General features: G+C 34.5%; 18 protein-coding genes and 1 pseudogene. All 19 read left to right on the forward strand.

What is annotated here, in order from left to right; translation table 11 throughout:
- Window position 1 precedes the first annotated feature (1 nt).
- A complete protein-coding gene (locus tag RWO76_RS01450) occupies window positions 2–1027 on the forward strand; it encodes an L-threonylcarbamoyladenylate synthase (RefSeq protein ID WP_314353831.1) in 1026 nt (341 codons plus the stop codon).
- 98 nt (window positions 1028–1125) lie between these two features.
- Window positions 1126–2358 (forward strand): serine hydroxymethyltransferase, encoded by a 1233-nt coding sequence (gene glyA, locus RWO76_RS01455; RefSeq protein WP_314353833.1) that lies wholly within the window; start codon window positions 1126–1128, stop codon window positions 2356–2358.
- A 156-nt stretch (window positions 2359–2514) separates the two neighbouring features.
- Complete coding sequence (gene upp / locus RWO76_RS01460; RefSeq protein WP_314077561.1) at window positions 2515–3150, forward strand: uracil phosphoribosyltransferase; 636 nt, start codon at window positions 2515–2517, stop codon at window positions 3148–3150.
- A gap of 130 nt (window positions 3151–3280) precedes the next feature.
- Window positions 3281–3994: a F0F1 ATP synthase subunit A gene (gene atpB, locus RWO76_RS01465; protein ID WP_227930874.1), complete on the forward strand. Its 714-nt coding sequence runs from the start codon at window positions 3281–3283 to the stop codon at window positions 3992–3994.
- A gap of 24 nt (window positions 3995–4018) precedes the next feature.
- Window positions 4019–4234 (forward strand): F0F1 ATP synthase subunit C, encoded by a 216-nt coding sequence (gene atpE, locus RWO76_RS01470; RefSeq protein ID WP_006703461.1) that lies wholly within the window; start codon window positions 4019–4021, stop codon window positions 4232–4234.
- Window positions 4235–4275: 41 nt separating this feature from the next.
- Window positions 4276–4776 carry a F0F1 ATP synthase subunit B gene (atpF, locus tag RWO76_RS01475; protein WP_314353835.1) on the forward strand — a complete coding sequence of 167 codons (501 nt, stop codon included), beginning with the start codon at window positions 4276–4278 and terminating at the stop codon, window positions 4774–4776.
- On the forward strand, window positions 4776–5318 hold the full coding sequence (gene atpH / locus RWO76_RS01480) for an ATP synthase F1 subunit delta (RefSeq protein WP_314353837.1): 543 nt from the start codon (window positions 4776–4778) through the stop codon (window positions 5316–5318). The genes atpF and atpH overlap by 1 nt, the downstream gene beginning before the upstream one ends.
- Before the next feature lie 4 nt (window positions 5319–5322).
- Window positions 5323–6831, forward strand: a complete 1509-nt coding sequence (atpA, locus tag RWO76_RS01485) for a F0F1 ATP synthase subunit alpha (protein ID WP_314353838.1) — start codon at window positions 5323–5325, stop codon at window positions 6829–6831.
- Between the two features lie 34 nt (window positions 6832–6865).
- Complete coding sequence (locus RWO76_RS01490; RefSeq protein ID WP_314353840.1) at window positions 6866–7798, forward strand: F0F1 ATP synthase subunit gamma; 933 nt, start codon at window positions 6866–6868, stop codon at window positions 7796–7798.
- Window positions 7799–7818: 20 nt separating this feature from the next.
- A complete protein-coding gene (atpD, locus tag RWO76_RS01495; protein ID WP_314077546.1) occupies window positions 7819–9243 on the forward strand; it encodes a F0F1 ATP synthase subunit beta in 1425 nt (474 codons plus the stop codon).
- Window positions 9244–9245: 2 nt separating this feature from the next.
- Window positions 9246–9680 carry a F0F1 ATP synthase subunit epsilon gene (locus RWO76_RS01500; protein ID WP_314353842.1) on the forward strand — a complete coding sequence of 145 codons (435 nt, stop codon included), beginning with the start codon at window positions 9246–9248 and terminating at the stop codon, window positions 9678–9680.
- A 153-nt stretch (window positions 9681–9833) separates the two neighbouring features.
- The gene (rpsN, locus tag RWO76_RS01505) at window positions 9834–10103 is read left to right on the forward strand and encodes a 30S ribosomal protein S14 (RefSeq protein ID WP_227930881.1); all 270 of its coding nucleotides are present in this window, start codon (window positions 9834–9836) and stop codon (window positions 10101–10103) included.
- A 27-nt stretch (window positions 10104–10130) separates the two neighbouring features.
- A complete protein-coding gene (locus tag RWO76_RS01510; protein WP_227930882.1) occupies window positions 10131–10241 on the forward strand; it encodes a putative metal homeostasis protein in 111 nt (36 codons plus the stop codon).
- Between the two features lie 13 nt (window positions 10242–10254).
- Window positions 10255–11226: pseudogene (locus RWO76_RS01515) on the forward strand (metal ABC transporter substrate-binding protein); the annotation flags it as partial.
- A gap of 225 nt (window positions 11227–11451) precedes the next feature.
- A complete protein-coding gene (nrdD, locus tag RWO76_RS01520) occupies window positions 11452–13614 on the forward strand; it encodes an anaerobic ribonucleoside-triphosphate reductase (RefSeq protein ID WP_314353843.1) in 2163 nt (720 codons plus the stop codon).
- A gap of 11 nt (window positions 13615–13625) precedes the next feature.
- A complete protein-coding gene (gene nrdG / locus RWO76_RS01525; RefSeq protein ID WP_314353845.1) occupies window positions 13626–14186 on the forward strand; it encodes an anaerobic ribonucleoside-triphosphate reductase activating protein in 561 nt (186 codons plus the stop codon).
- A gap of 227 nt (window positions 14187–14413) precedes the next feature.
- Window positions 14414–15304, forward strand: a complete 891-nt coding sequence (gene rsgA, locus RWO76_RS01530; RefSeq protein ID WP_314353847.1) for a ribosome small subunit-dependent GTPase A — start codon at window positions 14414–14416, stop codon at window positions 15302–15304.
- A 27-nt stretch (window positions 15305–15331) separates the two neighbouring features.
- Window positions 15332–15976 (forward strand): ribulose-phosphate 3-epimerase, encoded by a 645-nt coding sequence (gene rpe, locus RWO76_RS01535; RefSeq protein WP_314353849.1) that lies wholly within the window; start codon window positions 15332–15334, stop codon window positions 15974–15976.
- Between the two features lie 14 nt (window positions 15977–15990).
- Window positions 15991–16665, forward strand: a complete 675-nt coding sequence (locus RWO76_RS01540; RefSeq protein ID WP_314353851.1) for a thiamine diphosphokinase — start codon at window positions 15991–15993, stop codon at window positions 16663–16665.
- Window positions 16666–16669 lie beyond the last annotated feature (4 nt).

The raw sequence follows: 16669 nt of genomic DNA on the forward strand, positions 1-16669 counted from the left end.
TATGAAAACACAAATTTTTCATCAAGAGACATTAGACAAAGCAGTTTCTTTATTGAAAGAAGGAGAAGTTGTAGCTTTCCCAACAGAAACGGTATATGGATTAGGAGCGATTGCAACGAGTCAAGAAGCTGTCTTAAAAGTGTTTGAAGCAAAGGGAAGACCGAGTGATAATCCATTAATTGTTCATGTTCATTCTGTAGACCAAGTCATCAATACTGTTGAAGAATTTCCAGAAAGTGCGAAATTATTAGCAAAACATTTTTGGCCAGGACCATTAACGATGATTTTAAAAGCGAAACCTGGTATTTATGCACCGGCATTATCAGCTGGATTACCGACTGTATCCTTTAGAATGCCAAATCATAAATTGACATTATCGTTAATTGAACAAGTTGGAATTCCATTAGTGGGTCCAAGTGCAAATCAATCGACAAAACCAAGTCCAACAAGAGTCCAACATGTGGTAGAAGATATGGAAGGAAGAATTGCTGGTATCGTAGATGGTGGAGATACAAGTGTAGGGGTTGAATCTACAGTGATTGATTTAACGAATGAAGAAGGCCCCGTTATTCTACGTCCAGGAGTTATTACAAAAGAAGAAATTGAACCAATTATTGGTCCTTTAGTGGAATATATGAAAACGACAACGGGGGAAAAAGTAACGCCTAAATCACCTGGAATGAAATATCGTCACTATGCTCCAACTACTCCAGTAGTTGTGGTGGAAGGCTCTCTAGAGTTTTGGCATTCAATCATTGAAGAATATCAAGAACAAGGTAAAAAAGTTGCAGTTATGGCAACAGATAATATTTTAGATGAAGTGAGCTCAAATGTGAGCGAGTCTTATTCATTAGGTAAAAAAGATTCAGTTGCAGATATGAATCATCATTTATTTAATGCATTGCGTTCGCTAGATCATACAGATGCGACCATTATTTTAGCGCAAGCAAGTGTTAAAGAGGGTGCGGGATTGGCGTATATGAATCGCTTAGAAAAAGCATCTAGTTTTACTAAAAAAGAAAGATAAAAGAATCTTCTAGCATGGGTGAACATATGAGTTGCTAATTTTGATGAGAATGAGAAACTATGTTAGAATAATTCTATAGAAGAAAAGGAGTGAAGCTAATGACACAGTTTAAAGAAGATACACTAGTGTTTGAGGCAATTGAAAAAGAAGCCCAGCGTCAAAAGCATGGTATCGAATTAATTGCTTCAGAAAACTTCGTTTCACCTGCTGTATTAAGAGCGCAAGGTAGCATTTTAACAAATAAATATGCTGAAGGTTACCCAAATCGTCGTTATTATGGTGGATGTGAATATGTCGATGTAATTGAACAATTAGCAATCGACCGTGTTAAAGAATTATTTGGAGCGGAATATGCCAATGTTCAACCCCATTCTGGTTCTCAAGCGAATATGGCAGCTTATCGAGCGCTTGTTTCAAAAGGGGACAAAATTTTAGGAATGGATTTAAGTCATGGCGGTCATTTAACTCATGGAATGGGAGTTAACTTCTCTGGTCAAGATTATGATTTTATTGCGTACGGATTGAATCCAGAAACAGAAATGATTGATTATGATGCGTTAGAAGAAATTGCTAAAAAAGAACGCCCAAAACTAATTGTTGCAGGAGCTTCTGCTTACCCAAGAGAAATTGATTTCAAACGTATTAGTGAAATCGCCAAAAGTATTGATGCTTATTTCATGGTAGATATGGCGCATATTGCTGGGTTAGTTGCCAAAGGAGCTCACCAAAATCCAGTGTTGTATGCAGATGTAGTTACTTCAACAACGCATAAAACATTACGTGGACCAAGAGGTGGCTTAATTTTAGCCAAGCAAGAATTTGCGAAAAAAATTAATAGTGCCATTTTCCCAGGGATTCAAGGGGGACCATTAGAACATGTGATTGCAGCTAAAGCAGTTGCGTTCCATGAAGCACTTCAACCAGCGTTTGGAGAGTATATCGAACATGTCGTTGAAAATGCAAAAGCAATGGCGGAAGTCTTTAATGAAAGTGGGATTCGCCCAATTTCTGGTGGAACAGATAATCATTTATTATTATTAGATATTACTTCTACTGGATTGAACGGAAAAGAAGCTCAAGAATTGTTAGATAGTGTCGGAATTACAGTGAATAAAAATGCCATTCCTTTCGATCCATTGCCACCAATGAAAACAAGTGGTATTCGTGTAGGGACAGCAGCTATTACTACTCGTGGCTTTGATAAAGAAGCAGCGAAGAAAGTGGCAAAATTAATTGTAGAAACACTAGCTCATGCAACTGATGAAGGAAAATTAGACGAAATTCGTCAATCTGTACAAGAGTTGACAAAACAATTTCCATTATATGAATAACACAATGTAATCAGTCACATTAATAATGAAAACACTATTTTCTTAATGAAATTTTAAGGAAAAAACTCGTTTTTTCCTATTTATATACTAGTATTTTGATTGTTTTTTTTGTAGAATAACAAATAGTGAAAATATATTGTGGAAGGGGCAAGCAAGATGGGTAATTTTCATGTGTTAGATCATCCGTTAATCCAACATAAATTAACGATGATTCGACAAAAAGATTGTGGAACAAAAGTCTTTCGTGAGGTTGTAAATGAAATTTCAATGTTAATGGCATATGAAGTTTCAAGAGATTTACCATTAGAGGATGTGGAAATTGAAACACCTTTAGTGAAAACAACACTAAAGACTTTAGCTGGTAAAAAAGTTGCCATTATTCCTATTTTACGTGCTGGTTTAGGAATGGTTGACGGAATTTTAGAATTAATTCCAGCTGCCAAAATTGGACATGTCGGAATGTACCGTGATCATGATACATTACAACCTGTTGAGTATTTCGTTAAATTGCCTTCAGATATTTCTGAAAGACAATTATTTGTAGTTGACCCAATGTTAGCTACAGGAGGATCGGCAGTTGCTGCGATTGATGCGTTATTAAAACGTGGAGCGCAACCAAATTCGATTAAGTTTTGTTGTCTTGTAGCAGCGCCAGAAGGAGTAAAAGTTCTTCAAGAAGCGCATCCGGAAATCGATATTTATGCTGCGGCATTAGATGAGCGATTAAACGAAAACGGCTATATCCTTCCGGGATTGGGCGATGCTGGTGATCGCCTATTTGGAACCAAATAAATAAAATCGTAGTCACGCTTTTGCGTCTGACTATTGCCATGAAATCTGACAATAATCACCGTTTAAGCAATGCATGCGATAGGTGAAAATTGTCAGTTTTTTATTTGGAATAAATAAGGGAGTATGAGTTATGGAAGCTTTACCAAAAACGATAGAATTTTTTGGTTTGTCTTTTTCAGTTCCAATCTTACTTTCTTGTCTTGTAACATTATTAGTAGTAACAATTTTTTCAATTGTATCTGCAAGAAATGTTTCTATGAAACCAGGAAAGATGCAAAATGTTTTTGAATCTCTGATGGATTTCACAAAAGGGATTGTAAACAGTGCAGTAGATGAAGAAACGGGCAAGTCATATTACTTATATGTATTTTCACTCTTCTCATTTATTTTAATCGCCAATATGGTCGGTTTAGTGATTTATTTCCATTATGGAGAACATAGTTACTTTGCTTCTCCGACGGCAAGTCCAGTTGTGTGTTTAGCGTTATCATTGATGACGACATTAATTGCACACTATTCTGGTGTTCAAAAAATGGGATTTAAAGGCTATATTAAAAACTCTTATTTGAGCCCGATGTCTTTAATGTTACCGATTAAATTAATTGAAGAGTTTACAAATACAATTACACTTGCATTCCGTCTATACGGAAATATTTATGCAGGTGAAGTATTGTTAGGATTAATTGTGATGTTTTCATCCAGTTTTGGTATCTTAACATATATTTTTGCAATTCCATTAGGAATTGTTTGGCAAGGATTTTCCGTAGTTATCGGAGCTATTCAAGCCTATGTATTTTGTACATTAACAATGGTGTACATTGCACATAAAGTAGAACATGAATAATTTTTAGAAATGAGGAATTAACTTATGACAGAATTAGCAGCAGCAATCGCAGTAGCAGGGGCAGCTTTAGCAGCCGCTTTTGGTAACCAAGCAGTTATCGTAAAAACAATTGAATCAATGACACGCCAACCAGAAATGAGTAATGAATTACGTTCAACAATGTTCGTTGGGGTAGCCTTAATCGAAGCGATGCCTATCTTCGCAGTATTAATCGCTTTAATCCTAGTTTTCATCAAATAATCAGTTTATTCGATAAATTTGTTGAAAAGGAGGGATGATGGATGTTTCAGTATATGTTAACAGTTAGCACTGTTCTTGGAGATACACTTGTTGTCTTAATTTCAATTATTTTATTACTATTTTTGGTAAAGTTTTTCGCTTGGGATAAAATTGAAGCGATGTTAGAAGCTCGTCGTCAAAAAATTAGTAAAGATTTAGAAGAAGCTGAAAAGAAACGTAAAGCAGCTGAAGAAATTCAAGCAAATGCAAAAGAAATTATTCATAATGCAGAAGTAAAAGGTCAAGAAATTTTAAATTCGACTAGAGAAGCAGCTTCAAAAATGCAAGATGAAATGATTAAAGAAGGACGAGATGTCGTATCTAGAATGAAACTAGATGGACAACGTGAAGTAGATTCCATGAAACAACGTGCTTTGGCGCAAATGCAAGATCAAATTGTAGATTTATCTGTTCAACTTGCAAGCCAAATTTTAAATAAAGAATTGACTGAGCAGACACATCAAGATGTGATTGAATCCTTTATTGAAGGGTTGGAAAGCTGATGGTGAAATTTCATAAAGAAGTAGTCAAAGTAGCCAGTCATTTTTATGGTCAAGTCAAGTATGATGGGACTTTAAAAACAGTTACAGAAGAATTACAAGAAGTATTAGACGGAATTCAAAATACTGCACGCTTTCGTCAATTAATGCATTTAGAACAAGTATCCGTTGAAGAAAAAATGGCATTATTACAAGAAGCTGTTTCGAATTTATCACAAAGTACACAAGATTATTTAAAATCTTATTTACACCCTGATAAATCTGCTTATTTAATTGAAGCAATCGAAGCTTTTCTTGATATTTATTCAGCGAATCGACTTGAAATGATTTCAGCAGTTCCACTAACAGAAGAACAAATGAATCGTATTGCAGAAGCTTTTCAAAAGAAAATGAGAAAAGAGTATGATTCATTCGTCAATACGGTTGATCCAAGCGTGATTGGTGGAGTGAAATTAAAGACAAAAGAATATTTATTAGATGGAACATTATTATATAAACTTGAACAGTTTAAAAAGAAAATTAGTCAAACAGGATTGAAGGGGTGAGACAATGGATACGGAATTCGGTAATATCACAGCAGGAATCCGCAACCAAATTAATTCCTTTGAAGCGGAACAACACATTGAAGAAATTGGTGAAGTTTCATTTATTGGGGACGGAATTGCTCGTGTCATCGGTCTTACCAATGTCATGGCTGGTGAATTAGTAGAATTTGCAAATGGTACTTATGGTATGGCACAAAATCTAGAGAAAAATGATGTCGGTGTTATTATCTTTGGTACATATGAAAATATCCATGAAGGAGAATCGGTGCGTCGTACAGGTCGTATTTTAGACGTTCCTGTAGGAGATGCTTTGATTGGTCGTGTTGTGGATGCTTTAGGTCGTCCAATTGATGGCTTAGGAGCTCTTGATACAACAAAACGTCGTCCAGTAGAAAATGAAGCACCTGGTGTAATGCAACGTAAAAGTGTTCACCAATCATTAGCCACTGGATTAAAAGTAATCGATGCATTAGTTCCAATTGGTAAAGGACAACGGGAATTAATTATCGGAGACAGAAAAACAGGTAAAACAAGTATTGCAATCGATGCAATTTTAAACCAAAAAGGTAAAGATACATTATGTATTTATGTTGCAATTGGACAAAAAGAATCTACTGTAAAAGCTTTAGTAGAAACATTAAAACGTTATGGAGCAATGGATTATACAACTGTTGTATCTGCTAGTGCTTCACAACCAGCTCCAATGCTCTATATTGCTCCTTATGCAGGAACTGCAATGGGAGAAGAATTTATGTATAACGGAAAAGATGTGTTAATTGTTTATGATGATTTATCAAAACAAGCAGCAGCTTATCGTGAAATTTCATTATTACTTCGTCGTCCTCCAGGTCGTGAAGCGTATCCAGGGGATGTGTTCTATTTACACTCTCGTTTATTAGAACGTTCAGCGAAATTAAATGATGAATTAGGTGGCGGTTCATTAACAGCCTTACCAATTATTGAAACTCAAGCGGGAGATATTTCTGCTTATATTCCTACTAACGTAATTTCTATTACAGATGGTCAAATCTTCTTAGAAAGTGATTTATTCTATTCAGGTGTTCGTCCAGGTTTATCTGCCGGGTTATCTGTATCACGTGTAGGGGGATCAGCGCAAATTAAAGCGATGAAAAAAGTTTCAGGTACATTACGTATCGACTTGGCAAGTTACCGTGAATTAGAAGCCTTCACACAATTTGGTTCTGATTTAGATGCGGCAACTCAACAAAAATTAAATCGTGGTAAGAGAACCGTTGAAGTATTAAAACAAGATGTTCATAGACCATTACCAATTGAACATCAAGTATCTATTTTATTTGCATTAACACATGGAATCTTAGATTCTATTCCAATTGAAAGATTGAAAGATTTTGAAAAAGCATTGTATCATCATTTAGAAAATGAACATGCTGATATTTTAGCAAGTATTCGTGATGAAGAAAAAATTCCAGATGAAGAAGCTTTCTACCAAGTGATTGACAAGTTTAAACAAATTCATCTATACGAACGTTAAAAGTAATGCGAACTAGAAAGAAGAGGTGAATTGTATGGCGTCTTCATTAAACGACTTGAAGAAGCGAATTATTTCAACGAAAAAAACAAGTCAAATTACAAGTGCTATGCAAATGGTTTCTGCTTCAAAACTAGCTAAGTCTGAACAAGCCGTTCGTCGTTATCATGATTATGCAGAAAAAATTCGTGAAGTTGTAACGCATTTATTATATGCTGAACAAAAACATGACATTGAAGAAACTGATGAAGAGATTGATTCAAATGAAGAGGAATCATTTATTGACTATCATGATTTATTAATCGAAAGACCTGTGAAAAAAACAGGTTATCTAGTCATTTCATCAGACCAAGGTTTAGCCGGAAGTTATAATTCTTCAATTTTCCAAGCAACACGTGAAATGTTGCAAACGGATCATGATTCAAAAGATGAGTATGTGATTTTAACGATTGGTGGAGCTGCAAGTCGCTTCTTTAAAAAGATGGGCATTGATGTTCGTTTAGAAATTAATGACGTCAGTGACATTCCATCATTTGAAGAAGTACGTAAAATTGTAAGTAGCGCGGTACAAATGTTTAGACAAGGTGAATTTGATGAATTTTATGTTTGTTATAATCACCATGTGAATGCATTATTATCCAATTATCGTGTTGAAAAAATGTTACCGATTATTGACTTAGATGAAGATGAAGCAAAAGAATATGAGTTAGATTATATTTTTGAGCCGAATAAAGAAATTATTATGGAAACATTATTGCCTCAATATGCAGAATCTCTTATTTATGGGGCGATTATCGATGCAAAAGCTGCTGAGCATGCTTCACGTATGACAGCGATGAGAAGTGCAACTGATAATGCGAGAGACTTAATTAGTGATTTGACACAAGATTTAAACCAACGTCGTCAAGCACAAATTACACAAGAAATAACTGAGATCGTTGGCGGAGCAGCAGCTCTAGAAGAACAGTAAGAGTGAAAGGAGGAAATTTTTTGAGAACTGGAGAAATTTTACAAGTTGTTGGACCAGTTGTGGACGTTGTATTTCCTTTAGAAGAAGGCGTGCCTGATATTCACAATGCCCTACATGTTATTAAAGAAGATGGTGAAGGGCATAAAAAAACAATTACGCTTGAAACAGCTGTTGAATTAGGGGATGGTGCTGTACGTACAATTGCCATGGAATCAACTGATGGTCTTCAACGAGGTATGAAAGTTATTGATTTAGGACGTACAATTAGTGTTCCAGTAGGAACAGAAACTTTAGGACGTGTATTTAATGTATTAGGGGATACAATTGATTTAGGGGAGAAATTTCCTGAAGATTTTAGACGTGATGAAATCCATAAACCAGCCCCTAAATTTGAACAATTAAGTAGCCAATACGAAATTTTACAAACAGGTATTAAAGTTATTGACTTATTAGCGCCTTACTTAAAAGGTGGTAAAATTGGATTATTTGGAGGTGCCGGAGTAGGTAAGACGGTATTAATCCAAGAATTAATCCATAATATTGCTGAAGAATTAGGTGGTATTTCTGTATTTACGGGTGTTGGAGAACGTACTCGTGAAGGGAATGACCTTTACCATGAAATGCAAGATTCAGGTGTATCTGCTAAGACTGCCATGGTATTTGGACAAATGAATGAACCACCAGGAGCTCGTATGCGTGTTGCGTTAACAGGATTAACGATTGCTGAACATTTCCGTGATGAGCAAAAACAAGATGTATTATTATTCATTGATAATATTTACCGTTTTACTCAAGCGGGTTCAGAAGTATCTGCCCTTTTAGGTCGCATGCCTTCAGCTGTAGGGTATCAACCAACATTAGCAACTGAAATGGGACAATTACAAGAACGTATTAGTTCAACAAAAGATGGATCTATTACATCTATTCAAGCTATTTACGTTCCTGCCGATGACTATACTGACCCAGCGCCAGCTACAACATTTGCCCATTTAGATGCTACAACGAACTTAGAGCGTCGTTTAACTGAGCAAGGGATTTACCCAGCGGTGGATCCATTAGCTTCAACTTCAAGTGCTTTAACTCCTGATATTGTAGGAGAAGAACACTACGAAGTAGCTATGAAAGTTCAACAAATGTTACAACGTTATCGTGAATTACAAGATATTATCGCTATTTTAGGGATTGATGAATTATCTGATAGTGAAAAAATTATTGTAAACCGTGCAAGAAGAATTCAATTCTTCTTATCTCAAAACTTCCACGTTGCAGAAGCATTTACAGGTCAACCAGGTTCATATGTTCCTATTAAAGATACAGTACGTGGCTTTAAAGGAATTATTGATGGAGAATATGATGATATTCCTGAAGACTTATTCCGTAATGTTGGTCCGATTGAAGATGTTCTTAAAAAAGCACAAGCGGCAGGTTACCGAGGAGGTAATTAATCATGCTTGAAAATCGAGAACTTTTAGTCGTCGTAACGACTCCAGAGGGAAAAGTTTATAATCACCGTTCTTATTCGGTTAGTGCTGAAGCCATTGATGGAGGAATTACAATTCTTCCAAACCATGCGCCAATTATGTTGCCGTTAAAAATTGGTGAGTTACGAGTAAAACGTTTCTTAGAAGATTCTCCTACTGATTATATTGCGATTGGTGGAGGAATTATGGAAGTGCGTGATAATGTCGTAACGGTTATTGCGAACGTTGCAGAACGTGCACGTGATATTGACGTGAGTCGTGCAGAACAAGCGCGTGATAAAGCAGAAGCGATTATCCAAGATAAAAATTGTTCTAAGAGTGAAGTAGAACGTGCGAAAATTGCATTGAACAAAGCAATTAACCGTATTGGTGTTTCAAAACATCGTCGATTAAAACAATAATGAAAATGAAAACTGTTGGTACGCCAGCAGTTTTTTTCATTTTCTTTGAAAAAAACAGAAAATACCTATTGCAAAACAAAAAAAGAACTGCTATAATCATAAAACGTAAATGTTACGATTTAAGAAAAGTTTAAAACGAAAAGAGGAGAACAAATGGCTAAAAAGTCAAAAATTGCTAAACATCAAAAACAATTAGCATTAGTAGAAAAATATGCACAACTTAGATATGAATTAAAACAAGCGGGAGATTATGAAGCACTTCGTAAATTACCGATTAATTCAAATCCAAATCGTGTGAAAAATAGAGATATGGTTGATGGTCGACCAAGAGCTTATATGAGAAAATTTGGAATCTCAAGAATTAAATTCCGTGATTTAGCTCATAAAGGCTTAATCCCAGGTGTTGTAAAAGCAAGCTGGTAATTCAAAGTCAGTAATGGAGGAAAAGAAATGAAACAAGATTTAGCAACAGCATATAGACAAATGAAAAGTCCAAATATTAAAACTCGTAAACGTGCGTTAAAATTAATTCATGAAGCAAAACGTGGAAAGAAAAAATAAGAGGAGTACAATGATGAAAGTAAGTAAAAAAATTATAGCAGTGTTAGGAGCAGCGTTTTTATTAGGTGCTTGTTCTCAACCAACTACTTCTACAAAACCTCAAAAAGAATCTAAATTAAATATTATGACAACATTTTTCCCAATGTATGATTTTACTAGAAACATTGTTGGAGATGAAGGAGAAGTTTCTTTATTAATTGGAGCTGGAACTGAACCGCATGAATATGATCCAACTGCAAAAGATATTGCAAAAATTTCACAATCAGATGCTTTAGTTTATGATAATGAAAATATGGAAACTTGGGTTCCAACTGTGATGAAAAGTTTAACAGATTCAAAAGTAAAAGAAATTAAAGCAACAAAAGATATGGAATTATTGCCAATTGAAGACGAACATGAACATGAAGGAGAAGAACACCATGACGAACATGAACATGAGTTTGATCCACATGTATGGTTATCTCCTAAAAAAGCAAAATTATTAGTTGAAAAAATAACAGCTCAATTGAGCGAAGCATTTCCTGAAAAAGCATCTGCATTTAAAACAAATGCACAAGCATATTTAGAAAAATTAACAGAATTAGATAAAGAATATTCATCAGCTTTAAAAGATGCGAAACAAAAGAATTTTGTAACACAACATACAGCGTTTAGATATTTAGCAACAGATTATGGTTTGAATCAAGTTGGAATTGCAGGAATTTCTCCAGAAGCAGAACCTTCACCAGCTCGTTTAGCTGAATTAACGAAGTATATTAAAGAAAATGAAATTCGTTATATTTATTTTGAAGAAAATGCATCAGAAAAAATTGCGAAGACTCTAGCAACAGAAACGGGAGTTGTGTTAGAGGTGTTAAATCCATTAGAATCTTTAACAAAAGAAGAAATGGATAAGGGTGATGATTATATTTCAGTAATGAAAGAAAATCTTCAGGCTTTATTGAAAACAACAACCGTAGCAGGTAAAGAAATTAAGCCGGAACATTAAAATTTTCTAAGTTAACATAAAGAAATTCGTCGGGAGTATGGATTATAGTGAGTTTCTTTGTTAGTGTAGAGAGTTTAAGATTAAACTTCTATAGAGACGAGAGTTTCTATAGAAGTTTTTTTGTAGAAATGAATACTATATATAGTTTAAAAATCTGTTGAAAAACACAATATGTAGGTGTATGATAGTGAGGGTAATAAAAATGTAAAGGAGGAGTGAGAGTTGAGTGTAGTGCTTGTAAAGAAAAGAGATGAAAGAGTAGAGACATTTCATCGTCAAAAAATCTTTCATGGAATAGAAAGAGCTGAAAAAAGTTTATACGGTAAACTTTCAAGCAATCGTAAAGAAATATTAGATGAAGTTATGAAAAAAATTTTAGTAGAAATTGAAAGTTTAGCGATAAAAATCATTAAAACAGAAGAAATAGAAGCTATTGTTTTGAATTGTTTGAAACAAGAAGGAGAAACGGTATTAGCGAATCAATTTCTTGCCACTCGAATTGAATGGGATAAAAAAAGAGATAAAGAAATGGATGTTACCCAAAGGTTAACTAAATTAAGCCAAAGAGATGCGAGTATTATTCATGAAAATGCCAATAAAGATAGTGAAATCTTTAATACGCAAAGAGATTTGATGGCAGGAACAGTAGGGAAAGCTTTCGGACTAAAAATGCTTCCCCCTCATGTTGCCAATGCTCACTTAAAAGGGGATATTCATTATCATGACTTAGATTATCATCCTTATTTACCAATGACGAATTGTAGTTTAATTGATTTTAAGGAAATGTTTGAACATGGCTTTAAAATTGGAAATGCAGATGTCGAAAGTCCTAAATCAATCCAAACAGCTACTGCTCAAATGGCGCAAATTATTGCGAATGTCGCTTCAAGTCAATATGGAGGATGCTCTGCTAATCGTATTGATGAAGTATTAGCACCTTATGCAAAGCTAAATTATGAAAAACATTTACAAGATGCTAAAAAATGGGTGGATGGAGCGGAAAAACAAGAAGCGTATGCGTTAGAAAAAACGAAAAAAGATATTTATGATGCCATGCAATCGCTAGAGTATGAAATTAATACGCTCTATACTTCTCAAGGGCAAACTCCATTTACAACACTCGGATTTGGATTGGGAATGTCATTATTTGAACGAGAAATTCAAAAAGCAATTTTAAAAGTAAGAATCAAAGGGATTGGGAAAGAAGAAAGAACGGCTATTTTCCCTAAATTAATTTTTACGTTAAAACGTGGCGTGAATTTAGAACAAAATGATCCGAATTATGATATTAAAACATTAGCTTTAGAATGTTCAACTAAAAGAATGTATCCAGATGTTTTAAATTATGAACAAATTGTTAGAATTACGGGTAGTTTTAAAGTGCCGATGGGTTGTCGTTCATTTTTACAAGGGTGGAAAAATGAAAAAGGCGAAGATGTATCGGATGGAAGAATGAATTTAGGAGTTGTCACATTAAACATTCCGAGAATTGCCTTAGAATCAGATGGCGATAAAATACAATTTTGGAGTATTTTAGAAGAAAAGTTACAAATTTGTAAAGATGCATTAGTGTACCGGGTAGAACGCTGTAAAGAGGCAAAATCAGCGAATGCGCCTATTTTATATCGTTATGGTTCTTTTGGAAAACGATTGATGAATGATGAAGTGGTAGACGAAGTATTCAAACATCGTCGTGCAACAGTATCGCTTGGATATATTGGTTTATACGAAACGGCTACTGTCTTTTTTGGAAATTGTTGGGAAACAAATCCAGAAGCAAAAGACTTTACTTTAAATATTGTGAAACGATTGAGCGAAAAAACAAAGGAATGGTCGGATGAATATGACTATCATTTTAGTGTTTATTCAACTCCAAGTGAAAGCTTAACGGATCGTTTTTGTCGATTAGATTATGAAAAATTTGGTGCAATAGCAGATATTACAGATAAAGAATATTATACAAATAGCTTCCATTATGATGTGAGAAAATCACCTACTCCATTTGAAAAAATTGAGTTTGAAAAAGATTATCCTGTTTATTCCTCAGGAGGATTTATTCATTATTGCGAATATCCAGTTATGAAACAAAATCCAAAAGGGCTTGAAGCGGTATGGGATTATGCGTATGAAAGAGTAGGGTATCTTGGAACCAATACACCGATTGATCGTTGCTATGAATGTGGCTATGAAGGAGAGTTTGAACCAACTGCCAAAGGGTTTGAATGTCCCGTATGTAAAAATAAAAATCCGAAAACTTGTGATGTTGTTAAACGAACTTGTGGTTACTTAGGAAATCCTCAAGCTCGTCCAATGGTCCACGGAAGACATCAAGAAATTAAATCACGGGTTAAACATCTCTCCAATGAACGAAATCTAAGAAATTAGGAGGATTTGGTATGAAGTTTCCAAAACCGGGGGAATGGACAAGTGAGCAATATTCTAAAGGAAAAATTGCTAGTTATAAACCTTATAATTTCGTAGATGGAGAAGGCGTGCGTTGTTCTTTATATGTAAGTGGTTGTTTATTTGCTTGTGAAGGTTGTTATAATGTCAAAGCACAAAATTTCAATACAGGAATTTTTTATACAGAAGAATTAGAAAAACAAATTATTCAAGATATTGGAGCTAGTTATTGCCAGGGATTAACTTTGTTAGGTGGAGAACCTTTCTTAAATACTCAAGTATGCCTGTCCTTAGTTCGTAAATTACGAAGTATTTATGGTCATTCCAAAGATGTTTGGTCATGGACAGGATATACTTGGGAAGAGTTACAGTTAGAAACACCCGATAAAAAAGCTTTATTACAAGAACTTGATATTTTAGTAGATGGAAGATTTGATATTAAAAAAAGAGATTTAACATTGCAATTTAGAGGAAGTTCGAATCAAAGAATTATTGATGTGCAAAAGTCCTTGCAGGATGGGCAAGTTGTTTTATGGGATGGATTAAGAGAATAGGAGAATTTTTATGAGGATGATTGATAAGAAATTAGTTGTTTCATGATTCTATTCAGAAATCCTAATGATAATTCATATGCTTACTGAATTTTGTAAAGAAAGTAGATATCGAAGGTGAAATATCACTGATAGTCTGCTTTCTTTTTTATGAATTTAAGGATAAAACATAGCAATTTCTTTGGAAAATCTTTATAATGTAACTGATAACAAAAAATGAAGGAGCGATTATGCCTCAAGGAAAAATTATTCGAGCCTTAAGTGGCTTTTATTATATCGAGTCCTCACATCAAATTTACCAAACTCGGGCACGTGGAGTTTTTAGAAAAAGAGGGCAGTCTCCATTAGTGGGAGATATTGTAGATTTTACAAGTGATACTCTGGAAGAAGGAGTATTAGAAAAAATTTATCCTAGGAAAAATGCTTTGATTCGCCCACCTGTTTCAAATGTAGATATTGGTGTAGTGGTGATGTCTGCTGTGGAACCGGATTTTTCAACGCATTTAGTGGATCGATTTTTAGTGTATTTAGAAGGAATGGAAATTCAACCTGTTTTATTAATTACGAAGGTAGACTTATTAACTTCAGCACAATTACAATGTTTAGAAGCAGTGAAGAAGAAATACCAAGAAGTAGGATATGAAGTATGGTATTCTTCAGAAGTAAAAGATCACATAAGTGACTTTTTATCTTCTTATAAAGGGAAACTAGTTGTCTTTTTAGGGCAATCTGGGGTTGGAAAGTCAACAATGTTGAATCAATTAATTCCTCAATTAAATCAAGAAACTGGAGAAATTTCTAGCGCGCTAGGTCGAGGAAAGCATACGACTAGACAAGTTTCCCTACATGAAGTAGAAGAAGTTTGGATAGCAGATACCCCGGGGTTTAGTACGGTAGATTTTATTGGTGTGGAAAAAGAAGACCTTCCGCATTTATTTCCTGAATTTGAAGAATACTCTACTCAGTGTAAATTTAGAGAGTGTTCTCATCAACATGAGCCTCAATGTGCCGTGATAGAAGCTGTACAAGAGGGGAAAATTTGGCAAGAAAGATATGACCACTATCAAGATTTCTATGAAGAAATTAGCCAGAGAAAACCAATTTATCAAAGAAAAAAATAATCGTTATGTTATAAAGGAGTCAAAAACATGAAAGTAGCACCTTCAATTTTAAGTGCAAATTTTGCAACATTAGGAGAAGACGTTAAAAAAGTAGAACAATTAGGAGCAGATTGGATTCATATCGATGCAATGGACGGTCAATTCGTTCCTAACTTAACACTTGGACCAAATATTGTAGAAGGACTTCGTCCTATTACAACATTAACATTAGATTGTCATTTAATGGTTCAAGAACCAGAGCGTTTTGTAAAAGAATTTGCAAAAGCGGGGGCGGACTATATTTCTGTTCATATTGAAGCAACAAATCATATTCATCGTACATTACAACTGATTAAATCTGAAGGAGTAAAAGCTGGAATTGTGATTAATCCAGGAACTCCAGTTAGTGCGATTAGTGCTGTATTAGGAATGGTTGACTTAGTATTAGTGATGACTGTAAACCCAGGATTTGGTGGACAAGCATTTATTCCTGAAACATTAGATAAAGTAAGAGAATTAGTAGAATTACGTAAAGAAAACGGCTATCAATACTTAATTGAAGTAGATGGTGGTGTGAATGGTCAAACAGCTAAATTATGTCGTGAGGCAGGGGTAGACGTTGCAGTAGCAGGTTCATATGTTTACTATGCAGACGATATTAAAAAGGCAATTGATTCTATTAAAGAAGCTTAAAAGAGGAATTGGGTATGGAAATAATCGTAGTTATTGGGGGACCATTAGATAAAGGAGCAATAAGACGATGGTTAAATCAGAAGCTTCAGCAAAAGGATAATCAAGAATTTCAATTTATTGGAGTAGATGGTGGCTGTTTAAAATTAATGGAGGAAGAGCTACCGATTGATTTAGCAATTGGTGATTTTGATTCTATTTCAGCAGAAGATAAAGAAACATTAAAAAATTATGCTTCTAAAATGATTGAATTTCCTTCTGAAAAAGATTTTACTGATTTTGAAGAAGCATTGATGTGGGTTGCAAAATTCTATCCTCAAAAAAATGTTCATGTACTAGGAGCTTTTGGTGGAAGAGTAGATCATGCCATTAGTTGTTTATGGACCATGTTTCGTCCAGAATTACAAGCATTAATTCCGTATCTTTCGCTAGAAGATGAATGGAATCATATTTCTTTCCTAACCCCAGGAATGTATACATTGAAAAAAATACCACATACAAAATATTTATCTTTTATATCAACTGGACCTGTACAACAATTAACGTTAAAACAGGTGAAATATCCTTTGAATGATCAAGATTATGATTTTCCAATTGCGTTAATTAGTAATGAATTTATCGATGAAAAAATGGAAATTTCATTTAAGTCTGGTGGAATCATCGTGGGTCAAACAAGAGATTCATGGAGATAAATCG

Origin of the sequence: uncultured Granulicatella sp. (assembly GCF_963521425.1) — a bacterium.
Lineage (GTDB): Bacteria > Bacillota > Bacilli > Lactobacillales > Aerococcaceae > Granulicatella.

Bases quoted from the DNA above. Each gene is read 5' to 3' on its own strand.
- RWO76_RS01450 (WP_314353831.1), top strand. From the start codon at position 2: ATGAAAACACAAATTTTTCATCAAGAGACATTAGACAAAGCAGTTTCT.
- glyA (WP_314353833.1), top strand. From the start codon at position 1,126: ATGACACAGTTTAAAGAAGATACACTAGTGTTTGAGGCAATTGAAAAA.
- upp (WP_314077561.1), top strand. From the start codon at position 2,515: ATGGGTAATTTTCATGTGTTAGATCATCCGTTAATCCAACATAAATTA.
- atpB (WP_227930874.1), top strand. From the start codon at position 3,281: ATGGAAGCTTTACCAAAAACGATAGAATTTTTTGGTTTGTCTTTTTCA.
- atpE (WP_006703461.1), top strand. From the start codon at position 4,019: ATGACAGAATTAGCAGCAGCAATCGCAGTAGCAGGGGCAGCTTTAGCA.
- atpF (WP_314353835.1), top strand. From the start codon at position 4,276: ATGTTTCAGTATATGTTAACAGTTAGCACTGTTCTTGGAGATACACTT.
- atpH (WP_314353837.1), top strand. From the start codon at position 4,776: ATGGTGAAATTTCATAAAGAAGTAGTCAAAGTAGCCAGTCATTTTTAT.
- atpA (WP_314353838.1), top strand. From the start codon at position 5,323: ATGGATACGGAATTCGGTAATATCACAGCAGGAATCCGCAACCAAATT.
- RWO76_RS01490 (WP_314353840.1), top strand. From the start codon at position 6,866: ATGGCGTCTTCATTAAACGACTTGAAGAAGCGAATTATTTCAACGAAA.
- RWO76_RS01500 (WP_314353842.1), top strand. From the start codon at position 9,246: ATGCTTGAAAATCGAGAACTTTTAGTCGTCGTAACGACTCCAGAGGGA.
- rpsN (WP_227930881.1), top strand. From the start codon at position 9,834: ATGGCTAAAAAGTCAAAAATTGCTAAACATCAAAAACAATTAGCATTA.
- RWO76_RS01510 (WP_227930882.1), top strand. From the start codon at position 10,131: ATGAAACAAGATTTAGCAACAGCATATAGACAAATGAAAAGTCCAAAT.
- nrdG (WP_314353845.1), top strand. From the start codon at position 13,626: ATGAAGTTTCCAAAACCGGGGGAATGGACAAGTGAGCAATATTCTAAA.
- rsgA (WP_314353847.1), top strand. From the start codon at position 14,414: ATGCCTCAAGGAAAAATTATTCGAGCCTTAAGTGGCTTTTATTATATC.
- rpe (WP_314353849.1), top strand. From the start codon at position 15,332: ATGAAAGTAGCACCTTCAATTTTAAGTGCAAATTTTGCAACATTAGGA.
- RWO76_RS01540 (WP_314353851.1), top strand. From the start codon at position 15,991: ATGGAAATAATCGTAGTTATTGGGGGACCATTAGATAAAGGAGCAATA.